Consider the following 26,696-nt stretch of genomic DNA (forward strand, 5'->3'; position numbering starts at 1 on the left):
TCTGTCCTAAAGTTATGCGTGCCCGGCACACAAAAGAAGTGATTACTCATACCGAAAGCGGAATTTTTCTTGTTCGTGTGCCGCCTTCAACAGTATCCACTGCCGGAAGGCGGCTATTTTACCCAGTTCTGCCTGACTGTCATGACAAACCAGATAAAAAGCATTCTTGCTGACCAGAACATCATTAAACGGACAGACCAGGCGGCCTGCCTCAATTTCGGACTGAGCCATCACGTTGTTCGCTAACGCAACGCCCTGCCCGTGTATGGCAGCCTGTAACACCATCGCGCTGTGACTAAAGATGGGGCCATGCTGCACATTTATATGGTTTAGACCCAACTGGCGGGTATAAGTTTGCCAGTCGCGGCGAGAAGCATCATGCAAAAGCGTATGTTGCGCTAAATCAGCAGGTGTTTTCAACGCTTTGTCGCCTGTGAGCAGCAAAGGTGAACAGACCGGCAACAGATATTCTGCGTATAATTTTTCGACGCGCAGGCCCGGCCAATTGCCGCGGCCATAAAAAATCGCCACGTCGACGTCGTCCGCGAGTTTATCTTCCTGACGGTCTACGGCCTGGATTCTGACATCAATTTCCGGATAAGCTGAGTTAAAGCTTGAGAGTCTTGGCACCAGCCAATGAATAGCAAAACTGGGCAATAAACTGACCGTCAGCGCACCTTTGGCACTACGCGCCTGAAGTTTACGTGTGGCTTCCGTTAGCTGGGAAAAAATATCTTTAATATCCTGAAAATAGCTCTGGCCTTCTTCCGTCAGAAGCAATGAACGATTGCGACGACGAAACAGCTTAAGCCCCAAAAAGTCCTCAAGTGACTTGATTTGGTGACTTACTGCGGCCTGTGTCACAAAAAGCTCATCGGCCGCACGCGTGAAGCTAAGATGGCGCGCTGCGGCATCAAAAACACGTAATGCATTTAAGGGTGGTAATCGCTTTGACATGGTTTTCAGGCTTAGATGTTAAAGGCATTTAACAGATAGGAAACAACGTTTAACCTATTAGTTTTTTTTATCTGAGCCATTATAATTTGTCCGTTGAGGAACTACCAGCAAATACCTATAGTGGCGGCACTTCCTGAGCCGGAACGAAAAGCTTTTTTTGGAATGCGTGTTCTGAAGGGCTTTTGGCTTGCGGTTGTGATGTTGTGTTGTTGTGTTTGCAATTGGTCTGCTATTCAGATCATGGTAGCAAAGCTACCCTTTTTTCACTTCCTGTACATTTACCCTGTCTGTCCATAGTGATTAATGTAGCACCGCCTATTTGCGGTGCTTTTTTTTGGCTAAAATTCAGCGACTTATTTATCCAGCTCTACCATCTCTTTCACATCAGAGCGGTTAATCTGCTGCTTGTTACCGTTCGCGTCTTTATACGAGATCATTCCGGTTTCGTTATCGGTTTTAGGTTTGCCATCTGACACGATGGTGCGGCCATCATTGGTGTGCATAACGTAGTTATTACCGGAACATGCGCTCAGCGCAAAGGTCATTACACAGGCAGAGATGATTGCGGCAGTCTTATTCATGATTTATCTCCTTTAGCAATTCATGCTATTAAAATCTTAATGAGTAACAGGCTTATGCTTTCGCCTAACACTATTCAGCATAACCTGCTTCTCAGGGAGTGCCAGGATAAGCAGACAATTCCGATACAGATCAACTGCCTTGCCCTCTTGCGAAATTTGCGCGACGATCCCGTGATTGAAATGAGGAATTCTATGAACGCTTTCAGCCCTGCGCACTTTCGCGCGCAGTTTCCCGCGCTGGCCGATGCCGGTGTTTATCTTGATAGTGCTGCCACGGCTTTAAAGCCGCTGGCCGTTATCGAGGCAACACAGGATTTTTATAGCCTGAGCGCCGGAAACGTCCATCGTAGCCAGTTTGCAGAAGCCCAGCGATTGACCGCACGTTACGAGGCCGCGCGCGATCAGGTGGCTGAGTTGTTAAATGCCGAAAGCGGTAAAAATATCGTCTGGACGCGCGGCACCACCGAAGCCATCAATATGGTCGCGCAATGCTACGCGCGCCCACGCCTGCAGCCTGGTGATGAAATTATTGTCAGCGAAGCAGAGCATCACGCTAACCTGGTGCCGTGGCTCATGGTTGCAGAACAAACCGGCGCGCGTGTAGTTAAGCTCCCGCTGGGGGCAGATTTATTGCCAGATATTGCCTGCTTGCCTGACCTCATCACCTCGCGCAGTCGGATTCTGGCGCTGGGACAGATGTCTAACGTTACGGGGGGCTGCCCTGATCTCGCACGAGCCATTGAGATTGCACATGCGAACAATGTTGTCGTGATGGTCGACGGCGCACAGGGCGTGGTGCATTTTCCGGCTGACGTGCAAAAACTGGATATCGACTTCTACGCCTTCTCCGCGCACAAACTCTATGGCCCAACGGGCATCGGCGCGTTGTATGGCAAAGCTGAACTGTTGGCGCAAATGAGCCCATGGTTGGGCGGCGGCAAGATGATCACCGAGGTGACTTTCGACGGGTTTAAAACGCAAGAAATACCCTATCGTCTGGAAGCCGGGACGCCAAACGTGGCGGGCGTGATTGGCTTGAGCGCCGCACTGGAATGGCTGTCGCAAACCGACGTCGTGCAAGCAGAGAACTGGAGTCGCGGGCTGGCAACACTCGCTGAGGAAGAACTGAAAAAACGCCCTGGTTTTCGCTCTTTCCGCGTACAGGATTCCAGCCTGCTGGCGTTTGATTTTGCCGGGGTACATCATAGCGATTTGGTGACTTTGCTCGCGGGTTACGGCATCGCTTTACGCGCTGGACAACATTGCGCCCAGCCGCTTCTCGCCGCGCTCGGCGTAGACGGAACGCTTCGCGCTTCTTTTGCGCCTTACAATACGCAAAACGACGTCGACGCCCTCGTTGCCGCCGTCGACCGCGCTCTTCAACTTTTGGTGGATTAATGACAAGTTCAGCCTTAGCCGGACACCCCTTCGGCAGCGTGATTACTGAAGAGACGCTACGGCAAACCTTTATTCCGCTCACGCAGTGGGAAGATAAATACCGTCAGCTGATTATGCTCGGTAAACAGCTTCCGCCGCTTTCCGACGCGCTAAAAGCACAGGCAACAGAAATTGCAGGCTGCGAAAACCGCGTCTGGCTGGGTGCTAGGGCATCAGGGAATGAGCTGCATTTCTTTGGTGACAGCGAGGGACGTATTGTGCGCGGTCTGTTGGCCGTGTTGTTAACGGCGGTGGAAGGCAAAAGTGCGGATCATCTTCTTAACAACGATCCGCTGGCTCTGTTTGATGAACTGGGGCTGCGCGGTCAGCTGAGTGCCTCGCGCAGCCAGGGACTTGCTGCGCTGTGCGAAGCCGTGCAAAACGCGGCGCGACAGGCTCAGGCCTGACGGTTTGCTTTGGCGATCATTTTCTTCAGCGCATGCGACACCGCCACAAAGCCAAAAGTCGCAGTCACCATCGTGGCTGCGCCAAATCCGGAGGCACAATCCATCCGTTTTGGCCCTTCCGCAGTGCTTTTCATCGCGCAAACTGAGCCATCAGCCTGTGGATAGACCAACGCTTCCGTTGAGAACACGCAGTCTACGCCCAGTTTTCCTTTGCTGTTTTTCACCACGTTGAAATCGCTCTTCAGCCTCTCACGCAGTTTTGCGGCCAGAGGATCCTGAATGGTTTTCGCCAGATCGGTGACCTGGATCTGCGTAGGATCAATCTGTCCACCCGCGCCGCCGGTTGTCACCAGAGGAACCTTATAGCGACGGCAATAGGCAATCAGGGCCGCTTTGGGACGGACACTGTCAATCGCATCAATCACATAGCTAAAACCTGCGCTCATATATTCCGCGACATTCTCTGCCGTCACGAAATCATCAATGACCGTCACACGGCACTCGGGGTTAATCAGTCGAATGCGATCGGCCATGACTTCTGATTTCGCCAGACCGACGCTATCGCGCAGCGCATGGATCTGACGATTGGTATTGGTGACGCAGACATCATCCATATCAATCAATGTGATGGCACCAATACCTGTGCGCGCCAGTGCTTCGGCCGCCCATGACCCTACCCCGCCAATGCCCACGACGCAGACGTGCGACTCCGCAAACAGTTGCAGGGCTTTTTCACCGTATAAACGTGCCGTACCGCCAAAGCGTTGACGCCAGGCATCACTGATTACCACAGACATATGACCTCAGATGTAAAAAGGGTGAGGAATTACCCTCACCCCGCCCTTCTCCCATAAGGGGAAGGAGGAAAACTATGTGCTCGATATTACCACAATCAGCCGCTGAAAACGCTGCCTGCGCCAGGAGCAGGCTTCAACACCCACACGCGACCATAGTGGTTATACCAACCCGCGCGATGGCCCGCATCAGGACCCACGCCTTGATAAATATCGAAGTGCTGGCCTTTAATTGCGCCGCCTACGTCCAGCGCCACCATCAGGCGTAACTCATACTGACCACTGAACTTACCGTTATTGTCCAGCTGTGGGACTTCGGCCAACAGCGTGGTTCCTGCCGGAATAATGGATCGATCCGAGGCCACCGACGCGCGGCCAACTAACGGTACGGCGCTTGCACCTTTCACAGGGGCATAGTTTTGCGGCTTAAAGAATACGAAGGACGGATTCTGCTCCAGCAGCTCACGCACTTCGGCTTCGCTGTGTTTTTCGCCCCACTCGCGGATCGCCTGCATCGACATATCTTCTTTCTTTACTTCGCCCCGGTCGATCAGCACTTTGCCAATGCTGCGATACGCGTGACCATTTTTACCGGAGTAGCTGAAGAAGTTAAGCGGCGAACCATCACCAAAATCAATATATCCGCTGCCCTGAACGTCCATAATGAAGTTGTCCATCAGGGAGTTGCTGTAGGCCAGCACATAGGTCTCGTTCAGCGCACCCGAATAGATTTCGGCGCGGGATGGCAGACGCCCACGTTTTGGCGGCATACGATAAAGAGGATACTGGAATTCGCCCTGACGGGTGTGTCGCGCCTGGATGACAGGCGTGTAATAACCAGTAAACTGAACGTTGCCATAGTTATCGGCACCTTCCATCTGCCAGGCATCAATTCCGTACTGACGCATGGTGCGCGTATCGCCCCCGGCACGTAACCAGTCCTGAACAGCGTTATAGACGCTATTCTGCGAACCATATAAACGTGGCGATGCGCTGCGGATCTGGTTTACCTGCTCGGCAAAGTCACCGGCATTGATCGGTGCGCCGACGGCATCTGGCTGGTTAACTAATGAGAAAGGCTGAGAGAATTTCCCATCTTTATATTGCTGACCGCGATCGGTCGGTTTGGAAGAGCAAGCCGCAAGAATCGCTACCATTGCGCCCGTCATCAGATACTTCGCCCAACGTCCTTTCATTATATCTCGTCTTAAAGTTGCCCTATGTCTTCTTAATGAAGATAACAAACCGCCAGAGCGAAGGAAATGTGATACCGCACCCTAAGGCAGATTTTGCGCACTAAATAACCCGAATGCCCGATGTCGTTCAAATTACATACTAATTTAACTTTTTCTTTGAAAAAGGGTTGCATCAAAAAGTCATCCGAGTATAGTGCGCATCCACGGACGCGGGGTGGAGCAGCCTGGTAGCTCGTCGGGCTCATAACCCGAAGGTCGTCAGTTCAAATCTGGCCCCCGCAACCAATTAAGTCGTAAGAAGTAAAGCAGTTAGTTAGTTTACTCGATGGAAGAGTAAAACCGGACGCGGGGTGGAGCAGCCTGGTAGCTCGTCGGGCTCATAACCCGAAGGTCGTCAGTTCAAATCTGGCCCCCGCAACCAACTAAGCTGTAGAATAAGTAGTAAGAAGATTTACTCGATGGAAGAGTAAAAGACGGACGCGGGGTGGAGCAGCCTGGTAGCTCGTCGGGCTCATAACCCGAAGGTCGTCAGTTCAAATCTGGCCCCCGCAACCAATTCTTCTAAACAATTGACACCCTTTCGGGTGTTTTTTTGTATCTGCAGTTTGTGATTTGCTGATTCGCCGGGCGTGAACCCGGCTTTAGAATCTACCCTCTTCTGGCCAACGTTGCGCCATCTGAGAAATACGCCTTTATCCCTGCCAGAATCGACTCAGCCACTTCCTGCTGGAATTTCGCCGTCTTGAGCTTTCGCTCCTCTTCGACGTTGCTGATAAACGCCGTTTCGACGAGGATCGAGGGAATATCCGGGGCTTTCAATACCGCAAAACCTGCCTGTTCCACGCTATTCTTGTGCAGCTTGTTCACATTCCCAAGTTTACCCAGCACCGCTTTACCAAATTTCAGGCTGTCGGTAATGGTGAGCGATTGCACCATATCGAACAGAGTATGATCGACATAACGGTCACCGCTTTTACTCACCCCACCGATAAGGTCCGAGGCATTCTGGGAATCCGCCAATAATCTCGCCGCCGTACTGGTCGCCCCTTTGGTTGAGAGAGCAAACACGGACGAACCGCTGGGCTGTCGGCTGGTAAAGGCATCGGCGTGAATGGAGACAAACAGGTCAGCACGCTGTTTCTGCGCCTTGGCCACCCGCACTTTCAGCGGAATGAAGACATCTTCATTTCGTGTCATATACGCGCGCATATTGCCTTCTTTATCAATAAGCGCTTTCAGACGCCGGCCAATTTGTAGCACCACATCTTTTTCGCGCGTGCGATATTTGCCCACCGCGCCAGAATCTTCTCCGCCATGTCCAGGATCCAGCATGATCACGATCGGGCGATCGCGCCCTGCTTTACCCGGCTGAGGGCCACTTTGCGCAGGCGGGACATGGCTGTCGAGATCGCCTTTGTTGTAATCTTCGAGCAGAGCCAGCAGCGGATCCTGAATATCTGTCGCATTTGCCGGATAGAGATCCATCACCAGACGCTCTTTAAAACCGGCAACCGGTGCCAGCGCAAACAGTTGCGGCTTCACGTTCTGTTTCAGCTCGAATACCATTCGCACGGTTTGCGGATCAAACTGGCCAACACGGGCGGATTTAATATAAGGATCGTCACCGCGGATCTGCGCGCTCATACCTTTCAGCACAGAGTTCAGATTCACCCCTTCGATATCCACCACGACGCGTTCCGGGTTGCTGAGAGCAAATTGCTTATATTTCAGCACCTGATTGGACTCTACCGTCACGCGGGTATACGTCGAAGACGGCCAGACGCGCACCGCCACAACATGGCTTGCGGCGGCAAGTGCAACCTGACTGACGCTTAGCAACCACATCGCCCCGGCCCCTTGTAACAAACGGCGGCGGCTTATTGCTGTTTTGGATCCCGACATGCCTCTCCCGAGCAATACATCAAATTAATAAGTAAAACGTCCAAATTGACCGAAAACTTTAACGAATGACGCATAACCTGTCATCAATAAAAGGGTAAACAATCATACGTTAACGCACGCATCACTCAATAAATTCTGTGGTTCACTAAGAATTTAGGCTTGCACGCGCGGCAATAATCGAATAAAAATACACAAAATACGAATAAACATTCACTGAGGGTTGTGCCGTGGTAAAGGAACGTAGAACCGAGTTGGTCCAGGGATTTCGCCATTCCGTTCCCTACATCAATACCCACCGGGGAAAAACGTTTGTCATCATGTTGGGTGGCGAAGCCATTGAACATGAAAACTTTTCCAGTATCGTCAATGATATCGGCCTGTTGCACAGCCTGGGCATTCGTCTGGTCGTCGTCTACGGCGCTCGTCCACAGATCGACGCCAACCTGGCGGCTCACCACCACGAACCGATTTACCATAAACATACACGGGTGACGGACGCCAAAACGCTGGAACTGGTGAAACAAGCAGCCGGCCTTTTGCAGCTCGATATTACCGCACGCCTGTCGATGAGCCTCAACAATACGCCGTTGCAGGGCGCGCATATTAACGTGGTCAGCGGCAATTTCATCATCTCCCAGCCGCTGGGCGTGGATGACGGTGTGGATTACTGTCACAGCGGGCGTATTCGTCGTATTGATGAAGAAGCGATTCATCGTCAACTGGACAGTGGCGCGATTGTCTTGATGGGGCCAGTGGCCGTTTCCGTGACGGGCGAGAGCTTCAACCTCACCTCTGAAGAGGTCGCCACACAGCTGGCGATTAAACTGAAAGCAGAAAAGATGATTGGATTCTGTTCATCGCAGGGCGTGTTTGATGAACAAGGGAACATCGTTTCTGAACTCTTTCCTAACGAAGCCCAGGCGCGCGTCGAAACGCTCGAAGCCGAAGGCGATTATCACTCCGGAACAGTGCGTTTCCTGCGCGGCGCGGTTAAAGCTTGTCGCAGCGGCGTACGTCGCAGCCATCTCATCAGCTATCAGGAAGACGGTGCATTGTTGCAAGAGTTGTTCTCACGCGACGGTATCGGCACGCAGATCGTGATGGAGAGTGCGGAGCAAATTCGCCGCGCCACCATCAACGATATTGGCGGCATTCTGGAGCTGATTCGCCCGCTGGAGCAACAGGGCATTTTGGTGCGCCGCTCCCGAGAGCAACTGGAGATGGAAATCGACAAGTTCACCATCATCCAGCGCGATAATCTGACCATCGCCTGTGCGGCACTTTATCCTTTCCCGGAAGAAAAAATCGGCGAGATGGCCTGCGTGGCCGTGCATCCCGATTACCGCAGCTCGTCGCGAGGTGAAGTTCTGCTCGAACGTGTTGCAGCCCAGGCGAGGCAAATTGGATTGAGTAAGCTGTTTGTGCTCACGACGCGCAGCATTCACTGGTTCCAGGAACGCGGCTTTACGCCGGTGGATATTGATTCACTGCCTGAGAGTAAAAAAGAGATGTACAACTATCAGCGGCGTTCAAAAGTGCTGATGGCAGATCTGGGGTAAACCTGTGAACTAAACGCCCTTTCCCATTGGGAGAGGGCGAGTTTCAGACTGACTCAAAAATGGCACTTAACCCACTGCGACGCTCAATGCGCGTCGTGACCGCCTGCGCCAGCACGCGGTCATCGACGTAGAGCGACAAGCGCTTACGGGCGCGGGTGATAGCGGTATAAACCAGTTCACGCGTAATGACTGGCGACATCTGCGCAGGCAGAATCAACACCGCGTGATCAAACTCAGAGCCTTGCGATTTATGCACCGTCATCGCCCATGCCGTTTCGTGTTCCGGCAAACGGCTTGGCTGGACCGATTTCACGCTACCATCCGGCATCTGGAACCACACGCGAAGCCCCTGCCCGCGATCGAGGGCAATACCAATATCACCGTTGAACAGGCCGAGAGCGCTGTCGTTGCGTGAAATCATCACAGGCCGCCCTTCATACCAGCGCGAATGCGGCTGGCGGATGATTTTACGTTTCTGAGAAAGCGTCTGCTCCAGTCGTTCATTAAGCCCTGTCACGCCGAACGGCCCCTCACGAAGCGCGCACAGGAGTTGATATTCGCCAAAAGCAGCGATAACCGCTTCCGGCGATTCCTGCTGGTGCACGCAGTGCAGAAAACGCTGATAACCCTGCACCGCATCTTCAAGCATCGCCAGATACTCTTCGCCCGTTTGCAGCGGCTTTTTTTCTATGTCTTGAAAATCACCGTTAAACACCGCGCGGATGGCATTTCGGTCGCCGCGATTCACCGCCGCGGCAAGCTGCCCGATCCCGGAATCACTGCCGAATCGATAGCTTTTTTGCAGTAAACAGAGACTGTCGCGTAACGCCCCCGCTACCGGGTCGGATGTGCCTTCAATCGAACACCCAGTGAGTTCCGACAACTCCTGCGCGCGCGGTAACGTATAGCCCGCACTGGCGTAATGACAGATATCACCCAGCACCGCGCCCGCTTCAACCGAGGCGAGCTGATCGCGATCGCCGAGGAAAATCACTCTGGCATGGGGCGGCAAGGCATCAATCAAACGCGACATCATCGTCAGATCGATCATGGAGGCTTCATCCACCACCAGCACATCCAGATGCAGCGGGTTGCCCGCGTGATAACGCAGACGCTGACTGCCCGGCTGGGCACCCAGTAAACGGTGCAACGTGCTGGCTTCATTCGGGAACAAGGTGCGTTGCGCATCATTGAGCGGGAGTTTTTGCAACGCCCCGCCCAGCGATTCGGTCAGTCGCGCAGCGGCTTTTCCTGTCGGCGCAGCCAGACGAATCCGGCATTTTTGTTCACCCGCCATTTGAATCAGAGCGGCCAACAATTTTGCCACCGTGGTGGTTTTACCCGTTCCTGGTCCGCCCGAAATCACGGAGATACGGCGCGTTAGCGCAACCGCGGCCGCCACTTTTTGCCAGTTCACCGACCCACTGTCATCAAATAAAGCATTCAGCGTTTGATGTAACTGGGGAGGATCATAAGGCAGCGGTTGATTTGACTCATTGAAGAAGCGGGCAATCGCCAGCTCATTTCGCCACATGCGATTGAGATAGAGCCGTTCAGCGCACAGGATGAGTGGCGTCGGCAGATCGCCGGTACTAACACCATGGGATTGCAACAGGACATCCTGCCAGTTAATCGCTTCGCCCACTAGCGCAAAACACGCTTGTAAGGGGGCCGGGGTTTTATCGTCGACCACCAGACGCGAGAGCGGTAAACATACATGCCCTTCACCCGCATCCCTACTGAGAATGGCGGCGGCCAGCATAACGGCTGGCTGGTCGTTGCCCGCTACCATCATGGCAAACTGTGCATCAAGTCGGCGCAGAACACGTTGTTCGACGGCCTCGAGCAGTAACGCTTGCATCGTCATTCAGCCACCTCTTCCGTGCTCGCCGCAAACAGCATGTCCATTTTATTCACCAGCGCAATGTCAGGGCGCGTTGTAAAAATTCCAGAGTGCGGATCGTTCGCGTCAACACCCCGTAAAAACAGATAAATCACGCCACCAAAATGCTGCTCATAGGCGTAATCCGCGATGCGATGACGCAGATATCGATGGAGCGCCAACGTATAAAGCTGATACTGCAAATCATAGCGGTGGGACTGCATCGCCGCGGCCATCGCCTCTTGGGTATACGCCTCGCTGTTATCTCCCAGCCAGTTGGATTTGTAATCCAGCAGGTAATAGCGCCCGTCATGGCGGAAAACAAGATCGATAAAGCCCTTTAGCATGCCGCTCACCTGGCGGAAATTCAGCGCCGGACACGCTTTCGACAGCGGATCATATTCGCGGATAAGCCCATCCAGCGCACTGGCCGTCAACGGGCCGGCGATAGGAATATAAAATTCCATCTCAACCTGTTTTTCTTTGGCGGTGAGGTGGCTCAGGGATATACCCGATTCCGTGAGCGGCGCCTGCAAAATCGAGGTGACCCACTCCGTCAGGACTGGCTGCCAGTGTGCATCGTAGCCGCCTTTTTGCAGCATCTCAGACACCCATTCTGGCGAAACAGGTTGCGTAAAATCCAGCTCTTCAAACAGGCTGTGCAGGAATGTTCCCGGCGATGCGCCACGCGGAAATTGATGCGGCGTAAGCTCAGGTTGCTCAATCATCTCGCCGACTCCCGACGCATCCACGTCAAGTTTAGGCATTAATTCTTGCGCAAAATTCTGTCCATGTTGCTGCAACCCGGAATAGCTCGTCACGCGCCAGTCATCCACCAGCCCACGCGTAATTTGCCGTGCGCTTAAATCAGGCGCGGAGATCTCCGGCATCTTCCAGCGTGTCGAATCAATCGGCCCCGAGATTTGAAGCGCGATATTCTCATCGCACAGCGCCTCAAGGCACTGCTTCAGCCCTGCGGCATCTTTTGGCTCACCTTGCTGTATCAGGCGTCCAAGTGCGCTTTGATGAAAATCGCTTTCACCGGTTTTCTCACCACGACGACGTAAAAGCGGCGCAACGCCCAGACTGCAATGCCATACAGATCGCGTTAACGCCACGTAGAGCAGGCGCAAATCTTCTGCCAGACGTTCAGCCTCCGCGAGTTCAATACTCACGTCCGCTCGGCTGAGATCAAGAATCGCTTCAAACGAGTCACGATCGTGATAAAAAGCCTGATCCTGTGCGCGATAATTCGCGATAAACGGCAGGCAAACCAGCGGATATTCCAGCCCTTTCGACTTGTGAATAGTGACAATTTTCACCAGATGCTTATCGCTTTCGAGTCGCATCTGCTGACTTGCTGCATTACTGTTTGGATCGGCAATATGCTGCGACAACCAGCGCACCAGCGCGTGTTCACTTTCCAGTTGCGAACCGACCTCCTGCAACAGTTCGCTGATGTGCAAAATGTCAGTCAGACGCCGCTCACCACCGGATGTCGCCAGCATATTTTCAGCGACGTGGCGCTGAGACATCAGTTCACGCAGCATGGCCATCACGCCGCGCTTTAACCAGCGCTCGCGGTAATGGACAAATTCTTCGACAACCGCATCCCATTTCGTTTCATCATTATTCAGCGCATCAATGTCCCGCGCGTTGAGGCCCAACATGGAGCTGGCCAGCGCGCTACGCAGCGTACTCTCGCGCTCAGGCGTTAACACAGCCTGCAGCAGCCACAGCATCTCCTGTGCCTCAAGGGTCTCAAAAACGCTGTCGCGATTGGATAAATACACCGAGGGAATATCAAGCGAAGTGAGAGCGTCACGAATCAGCGACGCCTCCTGCCGACTGCGGACCAGCACGGTAATGTCTGATGCGCTGACCGATTTTGCCTTTTCGCCTTTCCACAGTAACGCCTCGCCACGCACGCCCGCGCTTAGCCAATCGCGAATCTGCGCTGCGCATTGCTGAGCCATCGCGTTCTGGTAGTCGCTGACGCCACAGCCTTCGCCATTCATCAGCCAGAAATTCATGGCCGGTTGGGTTTTTCCCTGATATTCAAAGCGAAGGGCGTGATTTTGCGGTGCGGACTTAACGGGAGAGAACGGTATTTCCTTGAACATAAAGGCCGCGTCCATACGCTCAAAAAGCGTATTTACGCTGGCGACCATACCGGGCGCTGAACGCCAGTTGGTGTCGAGGGTGTAGTGCGCTTCGACCTCGCTACGCGCCTTCATGTAGGTGAAAATATCCGCGCCGCGAAACGCATAAATCGCCTGTTTGGGGTCACCAATCAGGAGCAGCGCGGTATCCGGCTGCTTACGCCAGATACGCCGGAAAATACGATATTGCTGTGGGTCGGTATCCTGGAATTCATCAATCATCGCCACCGGGAATCGGGCGCGAATCGCAGCAGCCAGCGCCTCACCGTTTTCGCTGCTCAATGCTGCATCCAGTCGGCTCAGCATATCGTCGAAACCGAGTTCTCCCCGACGATTTTTCTCACGCGCGACCGCTTCACGGATCTCTGCCATGGCGCGCGTGATCATCAGGTCATTCAGGGTGAGCTGCTGTGATAACAGGGTTTCGATGGCAACAAACAGGGGGTGTTCCGGCACAATGCCGTCTGCTTTGGTGCGCTCCGCCAGAAAATTCTGTGCAAATTTTTCAAGCGCATCGGGTAACTGGTAGCCGCGCGTTTCTTCCTGCGCCCAAGCGCTGATTTTTTCGATCCATTTCGCCTGATTGCCACGGTTAAACTTACGTCGATCGATGCCCGAGTTTTCAATAATGCTGTCGATTTCCCCCACCGAATCGCACCATTTTTGCTTCAGGGTGGCAATCAACGACACTATAGCCTCGTGCCGCTCAGCAAGCGTTTCATCTGCCCGAGGCGGGGATTTGATGACGGGCGCTTCACCTTGAAGATAGCGATCGATAGCGCGCAGAAGATCCTCTGGCCCTTTCCATAACGCATGCACCGCTTCGGCAATATCGCGCGGCAACGGATAGCAATGACGCCGCCAGTAATCAGCGCAGGCCTGGTAACGAAGTTCCGATTCATCTTCGATGAGCTGTTGCTCAAAGAGCATGCCGGATTCAAACGCATTCAAACTCAGCATGCGCTGACAAAAACCGTGAATGGTAAAGACGGCAGCTTCGTCCATTTGCCGCTCGGCCAGCAACAGCCACTGTGCCGCTTGCTGCTTGTCGTCGATCTCTTCAAGCAGGCGAAGATAGAGAGGGTTGTCAGTAGTCTGGCGCAGACAGGCGATACGCAGTTCATGAATATTTGAACGTATGCGCCCGCGCAACTCAGCAGTCGCAGCCTCGGTAAACGTCACGACCAACAGCTGTTCCACGCTAAGGGGACGTGAAAATGCCGCATTGCCACCCAGCCCTAAAAGCAAACGCAGATAGAGAGCGGCAATGGTGTACGTTTTTCCCGTTCCCGCTGAGGCTTCAATCAATCGTTCACCTTGTAGCGGTAAACGTAAGGGATCAAGGGACTCAGCGGTTTCGGTCATTCTTTTTTGCTCCAGGGCATAGATTTCTGTAATGCGCTGACGCTTTCCCAAACTTTCCAGCCCTGCGGATTAACATAATCCGCCTTTCCATTCTGGCTGCCTGAAACCTGGGATAAGCATGCCATACCTTGCGGCTTCACCACCGCCTGGTGGAAGAAATCAGCTACCTTTTCAGGCGTCAGCAATTTTATCTCGGCCACTATTTTATCACGCGAATCAAACGTCAGATTGCCCCTGTCAAAATCTTTGCTCAGCTGTGAGGCTTCTTCGCCTAACGTTTGTGGGGCTTGCTGCATCTGGGCGATAACCGCCTGCTGGATTTGAGCGAACTCTTCGGGCTTCATCTTGCGCAGTTTCTCTTCTGCCTGCGGGAAGAAAGCCTGGTAACGCTGCCAAAGATACGCGGGCTGTTTATCGTTGCTTTGCAGCAAGAAGCCCAGGCCCCACTGACGGCCCACGCTCATGGAGAAAGCAAATACCGCATAGCCAAGCTGCTCTTCGGTACGCAACTGACTGTAGAACCACGGCTGAATAATTTGCCCCAGCACCGCGCTGTACGCAGAACCGGCAAACTCATCGTAACCCGTTGGGACAAAGACAGCGGCCAGCGCAGAGTCCGTGCTGCTGCCTGCTTTTTCAAAGATCACATTTTGCTGTTTCTCAACCAGCACATCCTGATTACGGCACCACTCGTTACCGTTAGCACCCAATTGTTTGCGAACATTTTGCGCGAGCGTTTTCGATTGTTCTTCGCTCATGTTCCCGACAATCAGAAACTCTGGGCGTGAATGGGTCTTCAACGCAGTGCGATAATCCATCACCTCTTTAAGCGTGATAGACGGCAGTAATGCCCGACGCGTTTCGCGCTGGAAATACGGGATCTGGGACAGCATCTGCACGGGCATTATTGCCTGTTCGAAGGCCTTGCCTTTCTCTGCCGAATCCATCATTTGCGCGTACCAGGATTTGGCCTGCTCCAGTTGCTCCTCAGTCGGGGTGTAGCTGAAATAACCGTCCAGTAGAGCCTGGAAAAGCTGTGGCAGACGCTGAGTGTAGCCGTTGGCGTTCACCATCAAACCATTGTTAGCATTCGTCGAGAAACTGATGCCCCCTACTGCGGCCTGATTACTGAGCTGATCCAGCGCAATTCCCGCGAGATAGTCATTCAGGGCGAACATCACCTGATTTTTCGCGCTATCCATAGCCTGCGGATTGCGCAGGATGACGCTCACGTCTGCTTTGGGCTCGCTGGCAAAATAACGGCTTGGGGTGTACACCACGCGCAGCGTCGGCTCGTCAACAATCAGCTCCGGGTGCGGGTATTTTTTCGAAGGCTTAATCAGCGTGAAATCATCCGGAATGTACGGGTTCAGTTCAGGCAATTTGAGGTCAATGTCATTCGACTTTTTCTGCCAGTCAGCGAATGTTTGCTCGCTGATTTTGTTGACCTGATAAGGCGCATCAACAAAATACGCCATTTTGTTATGGGGCTCATGCGGACTGATATACCAGATACGGGCATTTTGCGGGGTCATCATCGCCAGACGCGCTTTTATGGCTTCAGCATCATAGCGATCGGCAATATTCACGGCATCCAGAGTATGTTCTACCGGAACGCGGAGCATGGTATCGGCCAGCCATTCAACGTAGTCCATGTCACGTGTGATGGAGGGATAACGGAAATCGAGATCCAGCACGTGCGCCAGTTCGTCAAAGTAGCGTTTATCCACGCCCTTTTCGCGCAGCAGCGACAGATAGCTAAAAATGGCGGCAACGACTTCGTCGCGGTGTGCGAGACCTTTATCGGTTAATGTCGCCGAAATGGCGAGAACACCGCTGTTACCATTCACAACCGGGTCGGAGTCGGCGCGAATACCTTCTACCAGGCCTTGGTTTTGCAACCAGTCGGAGAGCGTACCCGGACTCCGGTTCCCAATAAGATAGGTGACCAGTTCATCCGTTTTACTGCGGAATTGGGCGGTATTGTTATCAATACGGAATTCGACACGCAGCACCTTACGCGGCAGCGCAGGGACGTAGTGGATAACGATCCCTTTTTGTTCATCGGTAACAACGGGAACCGTGATTTCAGGACGTTCGATATTTTTGTTCGGAACCCGACCATAGGTTTGCGCAGCGATACGTGCCAGTTCAGGCAGTGGTTTGTTGCTGTACACCACGGCTTTCATCAGGTTAGCGGAATAATACGTATCACGGAACGCGTGCAGTGCATCCAGCACCGGACTCCCCGCTTTATCGCTCAGCGTATCGAGATTGCCGCCGGAAAAACGCGAACCAGGGTGCGCGGGGTTGATGGTTTCAGCGCTGACTTGCGCCATTCGCATACCGTCTCGCGTGCGCGCCATCGTCAGTTCAGCATTGACGGCATTACGCTCACGGTCTGCATATTTTTTATCCAGCAAAGGTGATGCGATGGCATCCGCCAAACGGTCTACCGCAGGCTCCAGCGCATCATTTTCGACTTCAAGATAATAAGCGGTACGGTACGGCGCGGTGCTGGCGTTGTGGCTGCCACCGTGCATTTTGAGAAATTCAGAAAGGCTGTCCGCCTGCGGGTATTTTTTAGAGCCCATCAGCGTCATATGTTCAAGATAGTGCGCAAGGCCCTGATGAGAGTCAGGATCTTCAAGCGATCCCACCGGCACCACAAGGGCAGAAAGTGACTTCACCGCCTGCGGGTCAGATACCAGCAGCACAGTCATCCCGTTATCAAGCGTAATCGCCTGATACTGTCGGGCGTCTTTATCGCTTTTACGGATTGTTTCCTTTACGGGTTGCCAACCGGAGTCTGCCTGAGTGACGGGTGCCCAAAGGGCGACAAACAATACAAACGCTTTAAATAAGGTGCTGCCTGGCATTCACTACCTCTTCATCACGGCTACATCATTAATCAACTGCGTGCTGGACACGCCAGCATCTCTTTCTGTTTACATCAGTCCGTGACAACTCGGGCATGATAATTGAACGCCCTATCCTGTGCAATTTTTATACAGTCGTCAGGACTGATTAAATCTAAACATCGGTAACAGGTAGCGTTGAGCTTCAACCGTAATCGCATCGAAGTACTCTGGTTCCAGCGTTCGCCATAACCGTTGATACCAAACATCATCCCCTTCGCCCCGAACCATCATGTTTCCTTCGCACGCCTGCATAAACTTGCTGCGCGCTTTTTGCAAAGTCGCCTCATCCATTAACATGGCATCATTCTGTGCGTCGTAACAGGTTTTTATCCATGCGCCCCCACTTTCTGGGAGCAACAGCAAAGGTTTGTTCATACCCTCTCGATAACCCTCAACAAACAGCGTCAGATACGCTAACGCCTGTTCTGAGGATATTGGCGGGAAACGCCATTCGCCATCTTTACGCACAAACAACCGGCTTTCGCCGTCATTCCCGCCCGCACTGTAGACAAGATGTTCGAGCCAGAGTTGCAAGCCCTGCGAAACACTGAGCATCGCAGGACGCCAGCGTAGCAGTCCATCAGGCTGCACATGCTGAAGCCACCCTGTCAGTTGGATACCATTACAGTTCAGGTCAATTTCAAGGCTTTTTCCCGGCTGACGGTTCTCAATAACGCGATCGGCCAAGGCCTGCATTTCCTGACACTGTGCGTCCCAGACAATTTCTCCAAAGGCGCCAAAAGGAAGCTGCCCCGCAGCGCGATAACGCCGGAAGAGCATTTGTGCATTTTCTTGTTCGACCAGAGCATTGAGTAATTGCTGGTTCAGTTGATAGCGGCTTAATCCGTCGAGCGTAAACGGTTCTGAATCAGGGATTTCGCTGTCTTCAGAGCGGAAGTTCACCTGCAAACGCTGCTGGAAAAAGGCACGTACCGGGTGTGCCCAAAAGCGCTGCAATTGCTCAAAGGTCAGTGTTTCAATGGGTCGCGGCTCAAGTTCCTGAATAAAATCAGAATGCGCTATGCCTGAATTCTTCGCGGCGGGAAGCCATTCCCGCGCATAGCTTTGCTGCTCGTTTTCCACGTAATTTGTCGGATCAAACGGCATGCGGCTGTGACAATGTGTGATGTGCGCTTTTACCTTCTGCTCACTCTTGTCGCAATTCAGTACTTCATCGCCAGGTAAATAGTGGCTCTGACCGATGTAATCAACGAGTTCCTGCACCAGAACCGACGGGAAACGTTCGCTGTTATCCTGAATAGAATGCCCGATGTAGCTGATATAGAGCATTTGCTGGGCAGAGATTAACGCCTCAAGGAAGAGATATCGGTCATCATCGCGTCGGCTGCGATCGCCACGCTGCGGCTGCTGGCTCATCAGATCAAAGCCCAACGGGGCGAGCGCGCGTGGATAAACGCCGTCATTCATCCCCAGCAAGCAGACAACTTTAAACGGAATCGAACGCATAGGCATCAAGGTACAAATGTTGACAGGCCCGGCGAGAAAACGCTGACTAATACGTTCCTGATCGAGGCGTTGTGTGAGCTCATCTCGCAGGAGGGACAGCGGGACAGGCTGATCGTAATGCGATGAAATTCCTTCATCTATTATCGCCTGCCACTGCTGCTCGATCAGCGCCATTGCCGCTTCGGTGTCGCTGTCCGGCAGGAAGAAATCTTTCAACATTTCACGACATATTGGCAGCCACGCGTCTAGCGGACGGGGCTGCATCAACTCACGCTTCCAGCGATTGAGCTGCATCAGAAGTGACGCCAGGTGCCCAACCAGTTCCGCAATCAGTCCTGTCGACTCGTCATAGGGTAAGACGTCATTCCACTCCCCCTGACTGCTTTCCATGGCATAGCCCAGTAGCATACGTGTCAGGCCAAACGCCCATGTGTGTTGACCTGTCGGCGGAAGGGAAAACTCCTGGACGTTGTCATCGTCAATCCCCCAACGAACGCCCGACTCGTTAACCCATTGGCGCAAATAGCGCAGCCCTTCTTCATCAATATCAAAACGGGCGGCAAGAACGGGAACGTCCAACAACGCCAGCACATCTTCAGAAATAAAGCGACTATCCGGCAAAGAGAGCAAGCTAATAAAAGCCTGCAAAGCAGGATGAGACTGGCGTGCCCGTCGGTCAGAAACAGCATAGGGGAGATAACGCTCGCCTGTTGCGCTGCCAAATACCGCCTGGATAAAGGGGCTGTAGCTGTCTATATCCGCGACCATCACAACGATGTCGCGCGGGGTGAGTTCAGGATCGTCCTGCAGCAGCGCCAGGAGTTTATCGTGAAGTACTTCTACTTCGCGCTGCGGGCTATGACACATGTGAATGGTCAGGCTGCGATCGTCAGGATCCAGTTTGCGTTTCTTGTCGCTACGGGCAAATTCTTCAGCCGTGATTCCCGCTATTGCGCAATTTTCCAGATCAAGAATATCCGACTGGATATTGTGTAAGAGGCTATCAGGATTGATGTCCGCAAACGCGTCGACGTCACCTTCACCCGAAGAGGTGATATCGGAAAGCATATGCACATAATCTCGCCCCAGTTTCCCCCACGATGCGAGCAGTGGATTCGGCAAATCCTGAATACCTTCTTCATTGAAACGTTGAGCGGCACCAGCACTGTCTTTAAAAAGCGGGATAGAACGGTCTTCGAATAGCCGACGCCTTTGCCTGGTAACAAAGCGAGCGATCGTTCGTGGATCCTGGATATCACCCCAATATTCTCGACAAGGGTTAGTAAACAAAATGTGGATATCGACATGCTTGCCCAACGCTTTAAGTGCATTGAGATATACGGGCGGTAACGCTGAGATTCCGCAGATAAACACGCGCGAGGGTAACCCTTCCGGTCGCTGTGAAGCAGCTTCAAGCGTCGCAATAAAACGATCGTAGAGATTGGCACGATGCCACTGCGGTTGCCCTAACTTTTCAGTATGTTCTACCAGCGCTTTCCAGAGTGGAGCCTGCCAGACTTGAGCATCGGGTAAACCGTCAACAAGCTCACCAGCCTCCCAACGGTTCAACCATTGCGAACGATAGACCAGATATTGGTCATACAGATCGGCTGTGCGCGAGGCGAGCTGGAACAACTTACGTTTATCGGTATCGTCGCTGAGATAGTGCCGGAGCATGACGAATTCATCGCGTGGAAGCATATCCGGCAGAATCGACATCAACTTCCAGCTCATGCTTTGTTTACTGAATGCGCTTTGTTTAGGAATGTCAGGCAGGACACGGACAAACATGTCCCAGATAAAACTCGCGGGAAGCGGGAATTCGATATTTGCCGCAATACCGAATTTTTGCGCAAAGGACATTTGTAACCATTGAGCCATGCCCGTGCTTTGTACCAGCACCATTTCAGGCTCGAAAGGATCGAGAGGATGCTCGCGCTCGACGATAAACTCCATCAACGCTTCCAGCACATCCAGACGATTTGAATGGTAGACCCTTAACATACGCGCTCCCGACTACTTGCTAACCGGGCAGTGCAGGCGTGTCATTTGACCCTGCCGCCCCAGAGGAGAAAAAATAGTGACCGTGATGCTGACACATCCGGCCTGCGTTGTCTGCACCCGGCTCGTACGCCAACCATCCGGCAAGGTATCTGAGTATAATTGCGCCTGATTCCAGGCATAATGCCAGAGCTGACGATATTGATTGAACATCGTAAAACGGCTCGCCAATGCGCGATGATAGCCAGACAGCGCAGCGACAATTATCACCAGTAACATCATTGCCAATAAGACTTCCACCATGCTAAATCCTTTTTGTCTGTTTAGGGTAGCCGACATAGCGCATCCTCCTTGAGTGGACAAAAATCGCTCCAGCCATGGGGAGAAAAGACAATTCGCCCATTCTGTATTTCCCCACCACGCCATAACATGACGTCACTACTGCCAGCGCTCAGTAAAACACGTTCATTTCCCAGCAAACGCACGCAAGCTCGCCCTTGCGGGGCATTTCTGCACTGGATATTTGGACTCACCGGCCATAGCTGGTTCTTTCCCCACTCCAGCGCTGACTGTGCGTTAACCTGTTGCTGTATCAATTGGCGCTCACTGCTGACAATACGCGTAAAAGCGTCAAGCTGTTGGTTGAGCCCCGTGAGAATTAAGCTCCCAATAATGAGGAGAAGCAGGACAAGGGCGAGCGATGACATTCCACGCTGGCGGTTCACAGATTGAATCCGGTGACGCGATAAGTTGCCTGATAAGGTTCGGTTTGCAGGCCGACGCGAGAAGCCGCAAGCTCAATCGTAAATTCAGGTGAAAACCCAGATGTCTGCGTTTTACTCACTGAGAATCGTTTGATCAAAATACTGGCAGGATCGGTCAATTTGTCCCATCCTTTTCCGTCGCAGGCAGTGGCTCCACGCTGTATTTCAAGCGATCCCCCTTCGAGACGAAAGCCCGTTTGCTCAGTTTCTGATTGTGGTGCGTTTTCCCAACGTCCATTGCTGTTAGCATCCCACTGAACAATAACGCAGCTTCCTGCCCTGCCAATTGACAACGCTTGCCCCTGACAAAGACCCGCACAATATCCGGCCCTCTGCAGCTGCTTGCCAATTGCAGAGATTCTTAACCATACCTCTTCCTCCAGTTCCTGCTGCCTTTCTTGCATCAGGCTGGCGCGCTGCAAACCCGGCAGAAAACGCGCAGTGCTCAGTAATAAAATACTGCCAATCGCCATGGCTAACAGCACTTCCGTTAACGAGAAACCTCGCTGATTTATTGACATATTCCCTTGCTCGTACTGTTGCACATTCTGATACGCCCCCCGTTTGAGACGATGAGTAACCACTCGCCCACATCGCTTCTGACGCGAATATGCCCCGGCCAGGCGGTATCCCTTAACCCATAAAATGCCAGGGAGGGTGTCACCTCAGCAATTGTGACTTCAGGCCATAGCGGCTTTAGAACAAAAACGCTGCGCGTATCGCAATCCGTTATTTTCGTTGTTAAAAGACACCCACTTTGACCGTCTTTTTTAAGCAAAATGGTGTGGTCACGGTTGTGTCCATTTGCGTCATCGCGTAATTGCACCAGAAAGTCCCGCACCTGATGTGCGGTTTGCCACAGGCGCTGCTGTTGCTGCCAGCTTTGCCAGCCAAATAATCCCGTCGCGCTAAGAATGACCACAATAGAGACAGCCACCATCGTCTCGATGAGCGTAAATCCACGTTCTGTTTTCATGGCGGCAGTTTGATGAGAACGACAAGAAAAAACGAGGAGGGAAATTGAAAGTTACGAGGCGTTTTCCACGCTATTTTGTGTGTTGCATGACGTTGCAAAAAGGGTTGAAAGCAGCTCGTAAAACCAAAAATCAGGCAAAAAAAAACCGGCACTGATTAGCGCCGGTTGTGTAAGGATGTCGCTTGTTAGATAGCCACGGGCGCTTTAATGCCAGGGTGCGGATCGTAGCCTTCAATTTCAAAATCTTCGAAGCGATAGTCGAAGATAGACTCCGGCTTACGCTTGATGACCAGCTTCGGCAAAGCCCGCGGTTCACGAGTCAACTGAAGGTGCGTCTGTTCCATGTGATTGCTGTAGAGATGGGTATCGCCACCTGTCCAGACAAAATCACCCACTTCCAGGTCGCATTGCTGCGCCATCATATGCACCAGCAACGCATAGCTGGCAATGTTGAATGGCAAACCAAGGAAGACATCGCAAGAGCGTTGGTAAAGCTGACAAGAGAGCTTGCCATCGGCAACGTAGAACTGGAAGAAAGCATGACAAGGCGCTAGCGCCATTTTGTCCAGCTCACTGACGTTCCAGGCGGACACAATAATGCGTCGCGAGTCTGGATCGTTTTTTAGCTGATTGAGCACGGTGGTGATCTGATCAATATGACGGCCATCAGGCGTAGGCCATGCGCGCCACTGGTGACCATAAACCGGCCCCAGGTTGCCGTTTTCATCCGCCCATTCGTCCCAGATAGACACGTTGTTTTCACGCAGATAAGCAACGTTAGTATCGCCTTGCAGGAACCAGAGCAGCTCATGAATGATCGAGCGCAAATGGCAGCGCTTCGTTGTCACCAGTGGGAAGCCTTCTTGCAGATTGAAACGCATCTGGTGGCCAAAAATAGAGAGCGTACCCGTTCCGGTGCGGTCGTTTTTCGGCGTGCCCTCATCAAGCACTTTTTTCATCAATTCAAGATACTGTTTCATGGTTCCTCAGGAGAGCTGTTGCTGTGGACGACGGTACGCCCAAATCATCATGATGATACCCGCGACAATCATCGGGATGGAGAGAATCTGCCCCATGCTGATGTACTGAACCCACTCGCCGGTGAATTGAGCATCTGGCTGGCGGAAGAATTCCACGATAATACGGAACGCACCATAACCAATCAGGAACAGGCCGGAGACAGAGCCCATTGGGCGCGGCTTGCGGATAAAGAGATTCAGAATGATAAACAGCACGACGCCCTCAAGCGCCAGCTCATAGAGCTGAGACATGTGACGCGGCAGCACGCCGTAGGTATCGAAAATGGATTGCCATTCCGGGTGCGAAGGTAAGAGCGCGATGTCTTCAGCACGAGAGGCCGGGAAGAGCATGGTATACGGTACACTCGGATCGACGCGGCCCCACAGCTCGCCATTGATAAAGTTACCCAGACGACCCGCCCCCAAACCAAATGGAATGAGCGGTGCCATGAAATCCGCGACCTGGAAGAAGTTACGCTTGGTCCGTTTGGCAAAAATCACCATCACCAGGATGACACCGATCAGGCCACCGTGGAAGGACATGCCGCCGTCCCAGACGCGGAACAGGTACAGAGGATCGCTCAGGAATGTCGGGAAGTTGTAGAACAGCACGTAGCCGATACGGCCGCCCAGGAACACACCCAGAAAACCAGCATACAGCAGATTTTCAACTTCATTTTTCGTCCATCCACTGCCAGGGCGACCGGCACGACGCCCGGCAAGCCACATGGCAAAGATGAAACCAACCAGATACATCAGACCATACCAGTGCAGCGCAACGGGCCCGATAGAGAATATGACCGGATCAAATTCCGGAAAATGCAGATAACCACTGTTCATCTGTCACCACAAGTTCTTGTTATTCCGCTGAAAATCAACAGCGGCAGAGAATCGCGCACGGCGTTAACCGACGCTCCAAAGTGGCGAATCATAGCATAAGGCTGGCAGGGAGGATGCGGTTGAGATGTAAAAGATGTGTATAGAGTATGGTGAGTATTTATTTGTTTACCCCGAAGCGATCGCCGAACGGGGTAACGAAGAAAGTCGTTATCGACCGCCGCGAATCAAGCCACCCATGCCACGACGCTCCATAAAAGCAGCGACCTGGTGACGAACTTCTATAGCGAGCTGCGCCTCAAGGCTTCGCCTGGCAAGCTCCTGCGCCTCGTCAAAATCGATATGACGTAACAGGTATTTAACGCGAGCCACCGAGCGGCCGTTCATGGATAAATGACGGAAGCCAAGACCAATCAGAATGGCGACACACATCGAATCACCCGCCATTTCACCGCATAACCGCAGATCGATATCGTACTGTTCGGCTTCTCGCGCGATCATCGCCAGCGCACGGAGCATAGCCGGATGCAGGCTATCGTAAATGCTCGCAACGCGCGTATTGTTACGATCCACCGCGAGCATGTACTGGGTGAGATCGTTGGTACCCACAGAGATAAAATCGACGCGGTTTGCCAGCTGCGGCATCATGAAGACCATCGAAGGAACTTCGAGCATCACCCCGATACGTGGTTTCGGGATCGCGTAGCCAATCATCTCCTCCACTTCGCGGCCTGCACGTTCGATTAAACGACGCGCTTCGTCAATCTCATCCAGGCTGGTGACCATCGGCAAAAGAATACTGAGATTGCCCGTGGCCGCATTCGCACGCAGCATGGCGCGAACCTGAACCAGGAAGATTTCGGGCTGATCGAGCGTAATACGAATCCCGCGCCACCCGAGGCAAGGATTTTCTTCGCTGATGGGCATATACGGCAGCTGTTTATCGGCGCCAACATCCAGCGTTCGCAGCGTCACCGGCTTGTCGTTAAACATCTGCAACATGCCCTGATACTGCGCCACCTGCTCTTCTTCGGACGGAAATCCGCTTTGCAACATGAAGGGGATTTCTGTGCGGTACAGACCAATACCGTCGATGCGACTCCCGAGCTTTTCTTCATGCGCGGGACTCAGGCCTGCATTGAGCATCACTTTGACCCGCTCGCCGCTTTTCAGTTGCGCAGGCAGGTTGACATCATCTTCCGCAAGTTTACTTAACTCGTTTTCTTCGCTGATCAGCCGCTGGTATTCCTGCAGTAAAACGGGCTCAGGATCGACCAGTAATTCACCGCGATAACCATCAACAACAAGCGTGCGCCTTTGCAGTACGGCAGGCTGAATGTCCGCGCCCATGACCGTAGGGATCCCCAGCGCCCGCACCATAATGGCGGCATGAGAGTTGGCAGCACCATCGCGCACAACGATGCCCGCCAGTCTGTCCTGCGGTAATTCGGCAAGCGTCGTCGCGGAAAGCTCGTCCGCCACCAGCACAAAGCGTTTCGGCCAGGCGTTTTCACCCTGATTGGTGTCATCGAGATGGAATAACAGACGCTGCCCGAGACTGCGGAGATCGCCAGCGCGCTCTTTAAGATAGCCATCAGTCAATGCCGCAAACTGTTCGGCAAATTTTTCGATAACCTTCTTCACCGCCCATTCGGCCACTGAGCCTTTGTCAACTTCGGCAAAGAGTTCACGTCGCAAACGCGCATCGGAAAGCAGGTGAGAATAGAGGTCAAAAATGGCCGCCGTCTCTTTTTGCGCACCTGCAGCAAAACGCTTGCTGTAACGTCGGAATTCGTTTGAAGCCTCTTCCAGTGCCCCCGTCAGACGCTCTCGCTCAAGCACAGCATCAAGCGTTGAAGCCTCATACACCTGTTCCATCAGCGGTAGCGTGGCATCCATCCAGCCTTCAGCAATGGCCACGCCAGGGGATGCAGGCAGCGCGCGAATTCGCGTCTGGCGATATTGACCAAACAGTGCTGCCAATTGTGACTGGGAAAGAATCGCCGCCATTTGGGTGGCTAACGTGACGAGAAATGACTCTTCGCTTTCATCGAACTGACGCAACTCGCGCTGCTGGACAACCAAAATGCCAAGCAACTGGCGGCGCTGAATAATCGGCACCCCAAGAAAGGCGCGAAAACGTTCTTCTTTGACGGAAGGGATATATTTGAAGCTGGGGTGTTTTTGCGCATCCGCCAGGTTGATAGGTTCCGCCAGTCGACCTACGAGGCCGACGATACCCTCATCAAACGCAAGAGCAACGGTGCGACCACGCGGTTTTTTAAGGCCGCGGGTCGCCATCAGGTAGTAACAACGTCGATCATGGTCGGCCAGATACACCGAACAAACTTCGGTTTCCATCGCAAGACAGATGTCAGTCACCAGGATGTCCAGCGCCTCATTGAGACGCGGTGCACTGGCAACCTTTTCGACTATTTCTCGCAAGCGGGTGAGCATGATATGCGTTGC

At 53.0% G+C, this 26,696-nt stretch carries 19 protein-coding genes and 3 tRNA genes; 6 read left to right on the forward strand and 16 right to left on the reverse strand.

Features of this window, described 5'->3' with window-relative positions:
• Positions 1-42: 42 nt before the first annotated feature.
• A complete protein-coding gene (gene gcvA / locus AC07RN_RS13550) occupies positions 43-957 on the reverse strand; it encodes a glycine cleavage system transcriptional regulator GcvA (RefSeq protein WP_015960247.1) in 915 nt (304 codons plus the stop codon).
• A 353-nt stretch (positions 958-1,310) separates the two neighbouring features.
• Positions 1,311-1,538, reverse strand: a complete 228-nt coding sequence (locus AC07RN_RS13555) for a YgdI/YgdR family lipoprotein (protein ID WP_015960248.1) — start codon at positions 1,536-1,538, stop codon at positions 1,311-1,313.
• Between the two features lie 192 nt (positions 1,539-1,730).
• On the opposite strand from AC07RN_RS13555, the gene csdA reads away from it, so the two are divergent.
• Positions 1,731-2,936: a cysteine desulfurase CsdA gene (csdA, locus tag AC07RN_RS13560; protein WP_015960249.1), complete on the forward strand. Its 1,206-nt coding sequence runs from the start codon at positions 1,731-1,733 to the stop codon at positions 2,934-2,936.
• Positions 2,936-3,382: a cysteine desulfurase sulfur acceptor subunit CsdE gene (gene csdE / locus AC07RN_RS13565; RefSeq protein WP_015960250.1), complete on the forward strand. Its 447-nt coding sequence runs from the start codon at positions 2,936-2,938 to the stop codon at positions 3,380-3,382. The genes csdA and csdE overlap by 1 nt, the downstream gene beginning before the upstream one ends.
• Here csdE and tcdA read toward each other — a convergent pair.
• Both tcdA and mltA read right to left on the reverse strand, forming a co-directional pair.
• Positions 3,373-4,179 (reverse strand): tRNA cyclic N6-threonylcarbamoyladenosine(37) synthase TcdA, encoded by an 807-nt coding sequence (gene tcdA / locus AC07RN_RS13570; RefSeq protein ID WP_478336604.1) that lies wholly within the window; start codon positions 4,177-4,179, stop codon positions 3,373-3,375. The two genes, csdE and tcdA, sit on opposite strands and share 10 nt — an antisense overlap.
• A 95-nt stretch (positions 4,180-4,274) precedes the next feature.
• Positions 4,275-5,372 (reverse strand): murein transglycosylase A, encoded by a 1,098-nt coding sequence (mltA, locus tag AC07RN_RS13575; protein ID WP_478336605.1) that lies wholly within the window; start codon positions 5,370-5,372, stop codon positions 4,275-4,277.
• A gap of 208 nt (positions 5,373-5,580) precedes the next feature.
• Between mltA and AC07RN_RS13580 the strand changes: the two genes are divergently transcribed.
• From AC07RN_RS13580 to AC07RN_RS13590, 3 genes are all read left to right on the forward strand, one after another.
• Positions 5,581-5,657: transfer RNA gene (locus AC07RN_RS13580), tRNA-Met, on the forward strand.
• 59 nt (positions 5,658-5,716) lie between these two features.
• Positions 5,717-5,793 (forward strand) — tRNA-Met (locus AC07RN_RS13585).
• A gap of 57 nt (positions 5,794-5,850) precedes the next feature.
• Positions 5,851-5,927: transfer RNA gene (locus AC07RN_RS13590), tRNA-Met, on the forward strand.
• Positions 5,928-6,020: 93 nt separating this feature from the next.
• Here the strand turns inward: AC07RN_RS13590 and amiC are convergent.
• Positions 6,021-7,274 (reverse strand): N-acetylmuramoyl-L-alanine amidase AmiC, encoded by a 1,254-nt coding sequence (gene amiC / locus AC07RN_RS13595; protein WP_015960253.1) that lies wholly within the window; start codon positions 7,272-7,274, stop codon positions 6,021-6,023.
• A 227-nt stretch (positions 7,275-7,501) separates the two neighbouring features.
• On the opposite strand from amiC, the gene argA reads away from it, so the two are divergent.
• Positions 7,502-8,833: an amino-acid N-acetyltransferase gene (argA, locus tag AC07RN_RS13600; protein ID WP_015960254.1), complete on the forward strand. Its 1,332-nt coding sequence runs from the start codon at positions 7,502-7,504 to the stop codon at positions 8,831-8,833.
• Positions 8,834-8,876: 43 nt separating this feature from the next.
• On the opposite strand, the gene recD is transcribed toward argA, so the two are convergent.
• The 11 genes from recD to ptsP all read right to left on the reverse strand — a co-directional run bounded on the left by recD (position 8,877) and on the right by ptsP (position 26,684).
• Entirely contained in the window at positions 8,877-10,700 is a 1,824-nt protein-coding gene (recD, locus tag AC07RN_RS13605) for an exodeoxyribonuclease V subunit alpha (protein WP_478336606.1), read from the reverse strand.
• Complete coding sequence (gene recB, locus AC07RN_RS13610; RefSeq protein ID WP_478336607.1) at positions 10,697-14,242, reverse strand: exodeoxyribonuclease V subunit beta; 3,546 nt, start codon at positions 14,240-14,242, stop codon at positions 10,697-10,699. The genes recD and recB overlap by 4 nt, the downstream gene beginning before the upstream one ends.
• Positions 14,239-17,121 (reverse strand): pitrilysin, encoded by a 2,883-nt coding sequence (gene ptrA / locus AC07RN_RS13615; protein ID WP_478336608.1) that lies wholly within the window; start codon positions 17,119-17,121, stop codon positions 14,239-14,241. Before ptrA ends, recB begins: the two co-directional genes overlap by 4 nt.
• A 138-nt stretch (positions 17,122-17,259) precedes the next feature.
• The gene (gene recC / locus AC07RN_RS13620) at positions 17,260-20,634 is read right to left on the reverse strand and encodes an exodeoxyribonuclease V subunit gamma (RefSeq protein ID WP_478336609.1); all 3,375 of its coding nucleotides are present in this window, start codon (positions 20,632-20,634) and stop codon (positions 17,260-17,262) included.
• Between the two features lie 12 nt (positions 20,635-20,646).
• On the reverse strand, positions 20,647-20,970 hold the full coding sequence (locus tag AC07RN_RS13625) for a prepilin-type N-terminal cleavage/methylation domain-containing protein (RefSeq protein ID WP_478336610.1): 324 nt from the start codon (positions 20,968-20,970) through the stop codon (positions 20,647-20,649).
• On the reverse strand, positions 20,955-21,356 hold the full coding sequence (locus AC07RN_RS13630; RefSeq protein WP_449553910.1) for a DUF2509 family protein: 402 nt from the start codon (positions 21,354-21,356) through the stop codon (positions 20,955-20,957). The genes AC07RN_RS13625 and AC07RN_RS13630 overlap by 16 nt, the downstream gene beginning before the upstream one ends.
• Positions 21,353-21,916 carry a prepilin peptidase-dependent protein gene (locus tag AC07RN_RS13635; RefSeq protein ID WP_015960260.1) on the reverse strand — a complete coding sequence of 188 codons (564 nt, stop codon included), beginning with the start codon at positions 21,914-21,916 and terminating at the stop codon, positions 21,353-21,355. Before AC07RN_RS13635 ends, AC07RN_RS13630 begins: the two co-directional genes overlap by 4 nt.
• Positions 21,907-22,371: a prepilin peptidase-dependent protein gene (locus AC07RN_RS13640; RefSeq protein ID WP_478336611.1), complete on the reverse strand. Its 465-nt coding sequence runs from the start codon at positions 22,369-22,371 to the stop codon at positions 21,907-21,909. The genes AC07RN_RS13635 and AC07RN_RS13640 overlap by 10 nt, the downstream gene beginning before the upstream one ends.
• 185 nt (positions 22,372-22,556) lie before the next feature.
• Positions 22,557-23,351 carry a thymidylate synthase gene (gene thyA / locus AC07RN_RS13645; RefSeq protein WP_478336612.1) on the reverse strand — a complete coding sequence of 265 codons (795 nt, stop codon included), beginning with the start codon at positions 23,349-23,351 and terminating at the stop codon, positions 22,557-22,559.
• A gap of 6 nt (positions 23,352-23,357) precedes the next feature.
• The gene (lgt, locus tag AC07RN_RS13650; RefSeq protein ID WP_015960263.1) at positions 23,358-24,230 is read right to left on the reverse strand and encodes a prolipoprotein diacylglyceryl transferase; all 873 of its coding nucleotides are present in this window, start codon (positions 24,228-24,230) and stop codon (positions 23,358-23,360) included.
• Positions 24,231-24,437: 207 nt separating this feature from the next.
• Complete coding sequence (gene ptsP / locus AC07RN_RS13655) at positions 24,438-26,684, reverse strand: phosphoenolpyruvate--protein phosphotransferase (protein ID WP_015960264.1); 2,247 nt, start codon at positions 26,682-26,684, stop codon at positions 24,438-24,440.
• Positions 26,685-26,696: the final 12 nt, after the last annotated feature.

This window comes from Lelliottia sp. GFLA7 (genome assembly GCF_056490165.1).

What these genes read in the sequence shown, in the direction of transcription:
- gcvA (WP_015960247.1), bottom strand. Translation starts at nt 957, where the DNA reads ATGTCAAAGCGATTACCACCCTTAAATGCATTACGTGTTTTTGATGCC.
- AC07RN_RS13555 (WP_015960248.1), bottom strand. Translation starts at nt 1,538, where the DNA reads ATGAATAAGACTGCCGCAATCATCTCTGCCTGTGTAATGACCTTTGCG.
- csdA (WP_015960249.1), top strand. Translation starts at nt 1,731, where the DNA reads ATGAACGCTTTCAGCCCTGCGCACTTTCGCGCGCAGTTTCCCGCGCTG.
- csdE (WP_015960250.1), top strand. Translation starts at nt 2,936, where the DNA reads ATGACAAGTTCAGCCTTAGCCGGACACCCCTTCGGCAGCGTGATTACT.
- tcdA (WP_478336604.1), bottom strand. Translation starts at nt 4,179, where the DNA reads ATGTCTGTGGTAATCAGTGATGCCTGGCGTCAACGCTTTGGCGGTACG.
- mltA (WP_478336605.1), bottom strand. Translation starts at nt 5,372, where the DNA reads ATGAAAGGACGTTGGGCGAAGTATCTGATGACGGGCGCAATGGTAGCG.
- amiC (WP_015960253.1), bottom strand. Translation starts at nt 7,274, where the DNA reads ATGTCGGGATCCAAAACAGCAATAAGCCGCCGCCGTTTGTTACAAGGG.
- recD (WP_478336606.1), bottom strand. Translation starts at nt 10,700, where the DNA reads ATGACGATGCAAGCGTTACTGCTCGAGGCCGTCGAACAACGTGTTCTG.
- recB (WP_478336607.1), bottom strand. Translation starts at nt 14,242, where the DNA reads ATGACCGAAACCGCTGAGTCCCTTGATCCCTTACGTTTACCGCTACAA.
- ptrA (WP_478336608.1), bottom strand. Translation starts at nt 17,121, where the DNA reads ATGCCAGGCAGCACCTTATTTAAAGCGTTTGTATTGTTTGTCGCCCTT.
- recC (WP_478336609.1), bottom strand. Translation starts at nt 20,634, where the DNA reads ATGTTAAGGGTCTACCATTCAAATCGTCTGGATGTGCTGGAAGCGTTG.
- AC07RN_RS13625 (WP_478336610.1), bottom strand. Translation starts at nt 20,970, where the DNA reads ATGTCGGCTACCCTAAACAGACAAAAAGGATTTAGCATGGTGGAAGTC.
- AC07RN_RS13635 (WP_015960260.1), bottom strand. Translation starts at nt 21,916, where the DNA reads ATGTCAATAAATCAGCGAGGTTTCTCGTTAACGGAAGTGCTGTTAGCC.
- AC07RN_RS13640 (WP_478336611.1), bottom strand. Translation starts at nt 22,371, where the DNA reads ATGAAAACAGAACGTGGATTTACGCTCATCGAGACGATGGTGGCTGTC.
- thyA (WP_478336612.1), bottom strand. Translation starts at nt 23,351, where the DNA reads ATGAAACAGTATCTTGAATTGATGAAAAAAGTGCTTGATGAGGGCACG.
- lgt (WP_015960263.1), bottom strand. Translation starts at nt 24,230, where the DNA reads ATGAACAGTGGTTATCTGCATTTTCCGGAATTTGATCCGGTCATATTC.
- ptsP (WP_015960264.1), bottom strand. Translation starts at nt 26,684, where the DNA reads ATGCTCACCCGCTTGCGAGAAATAGTCGAAAAGGTTGCCAGTGCACCG.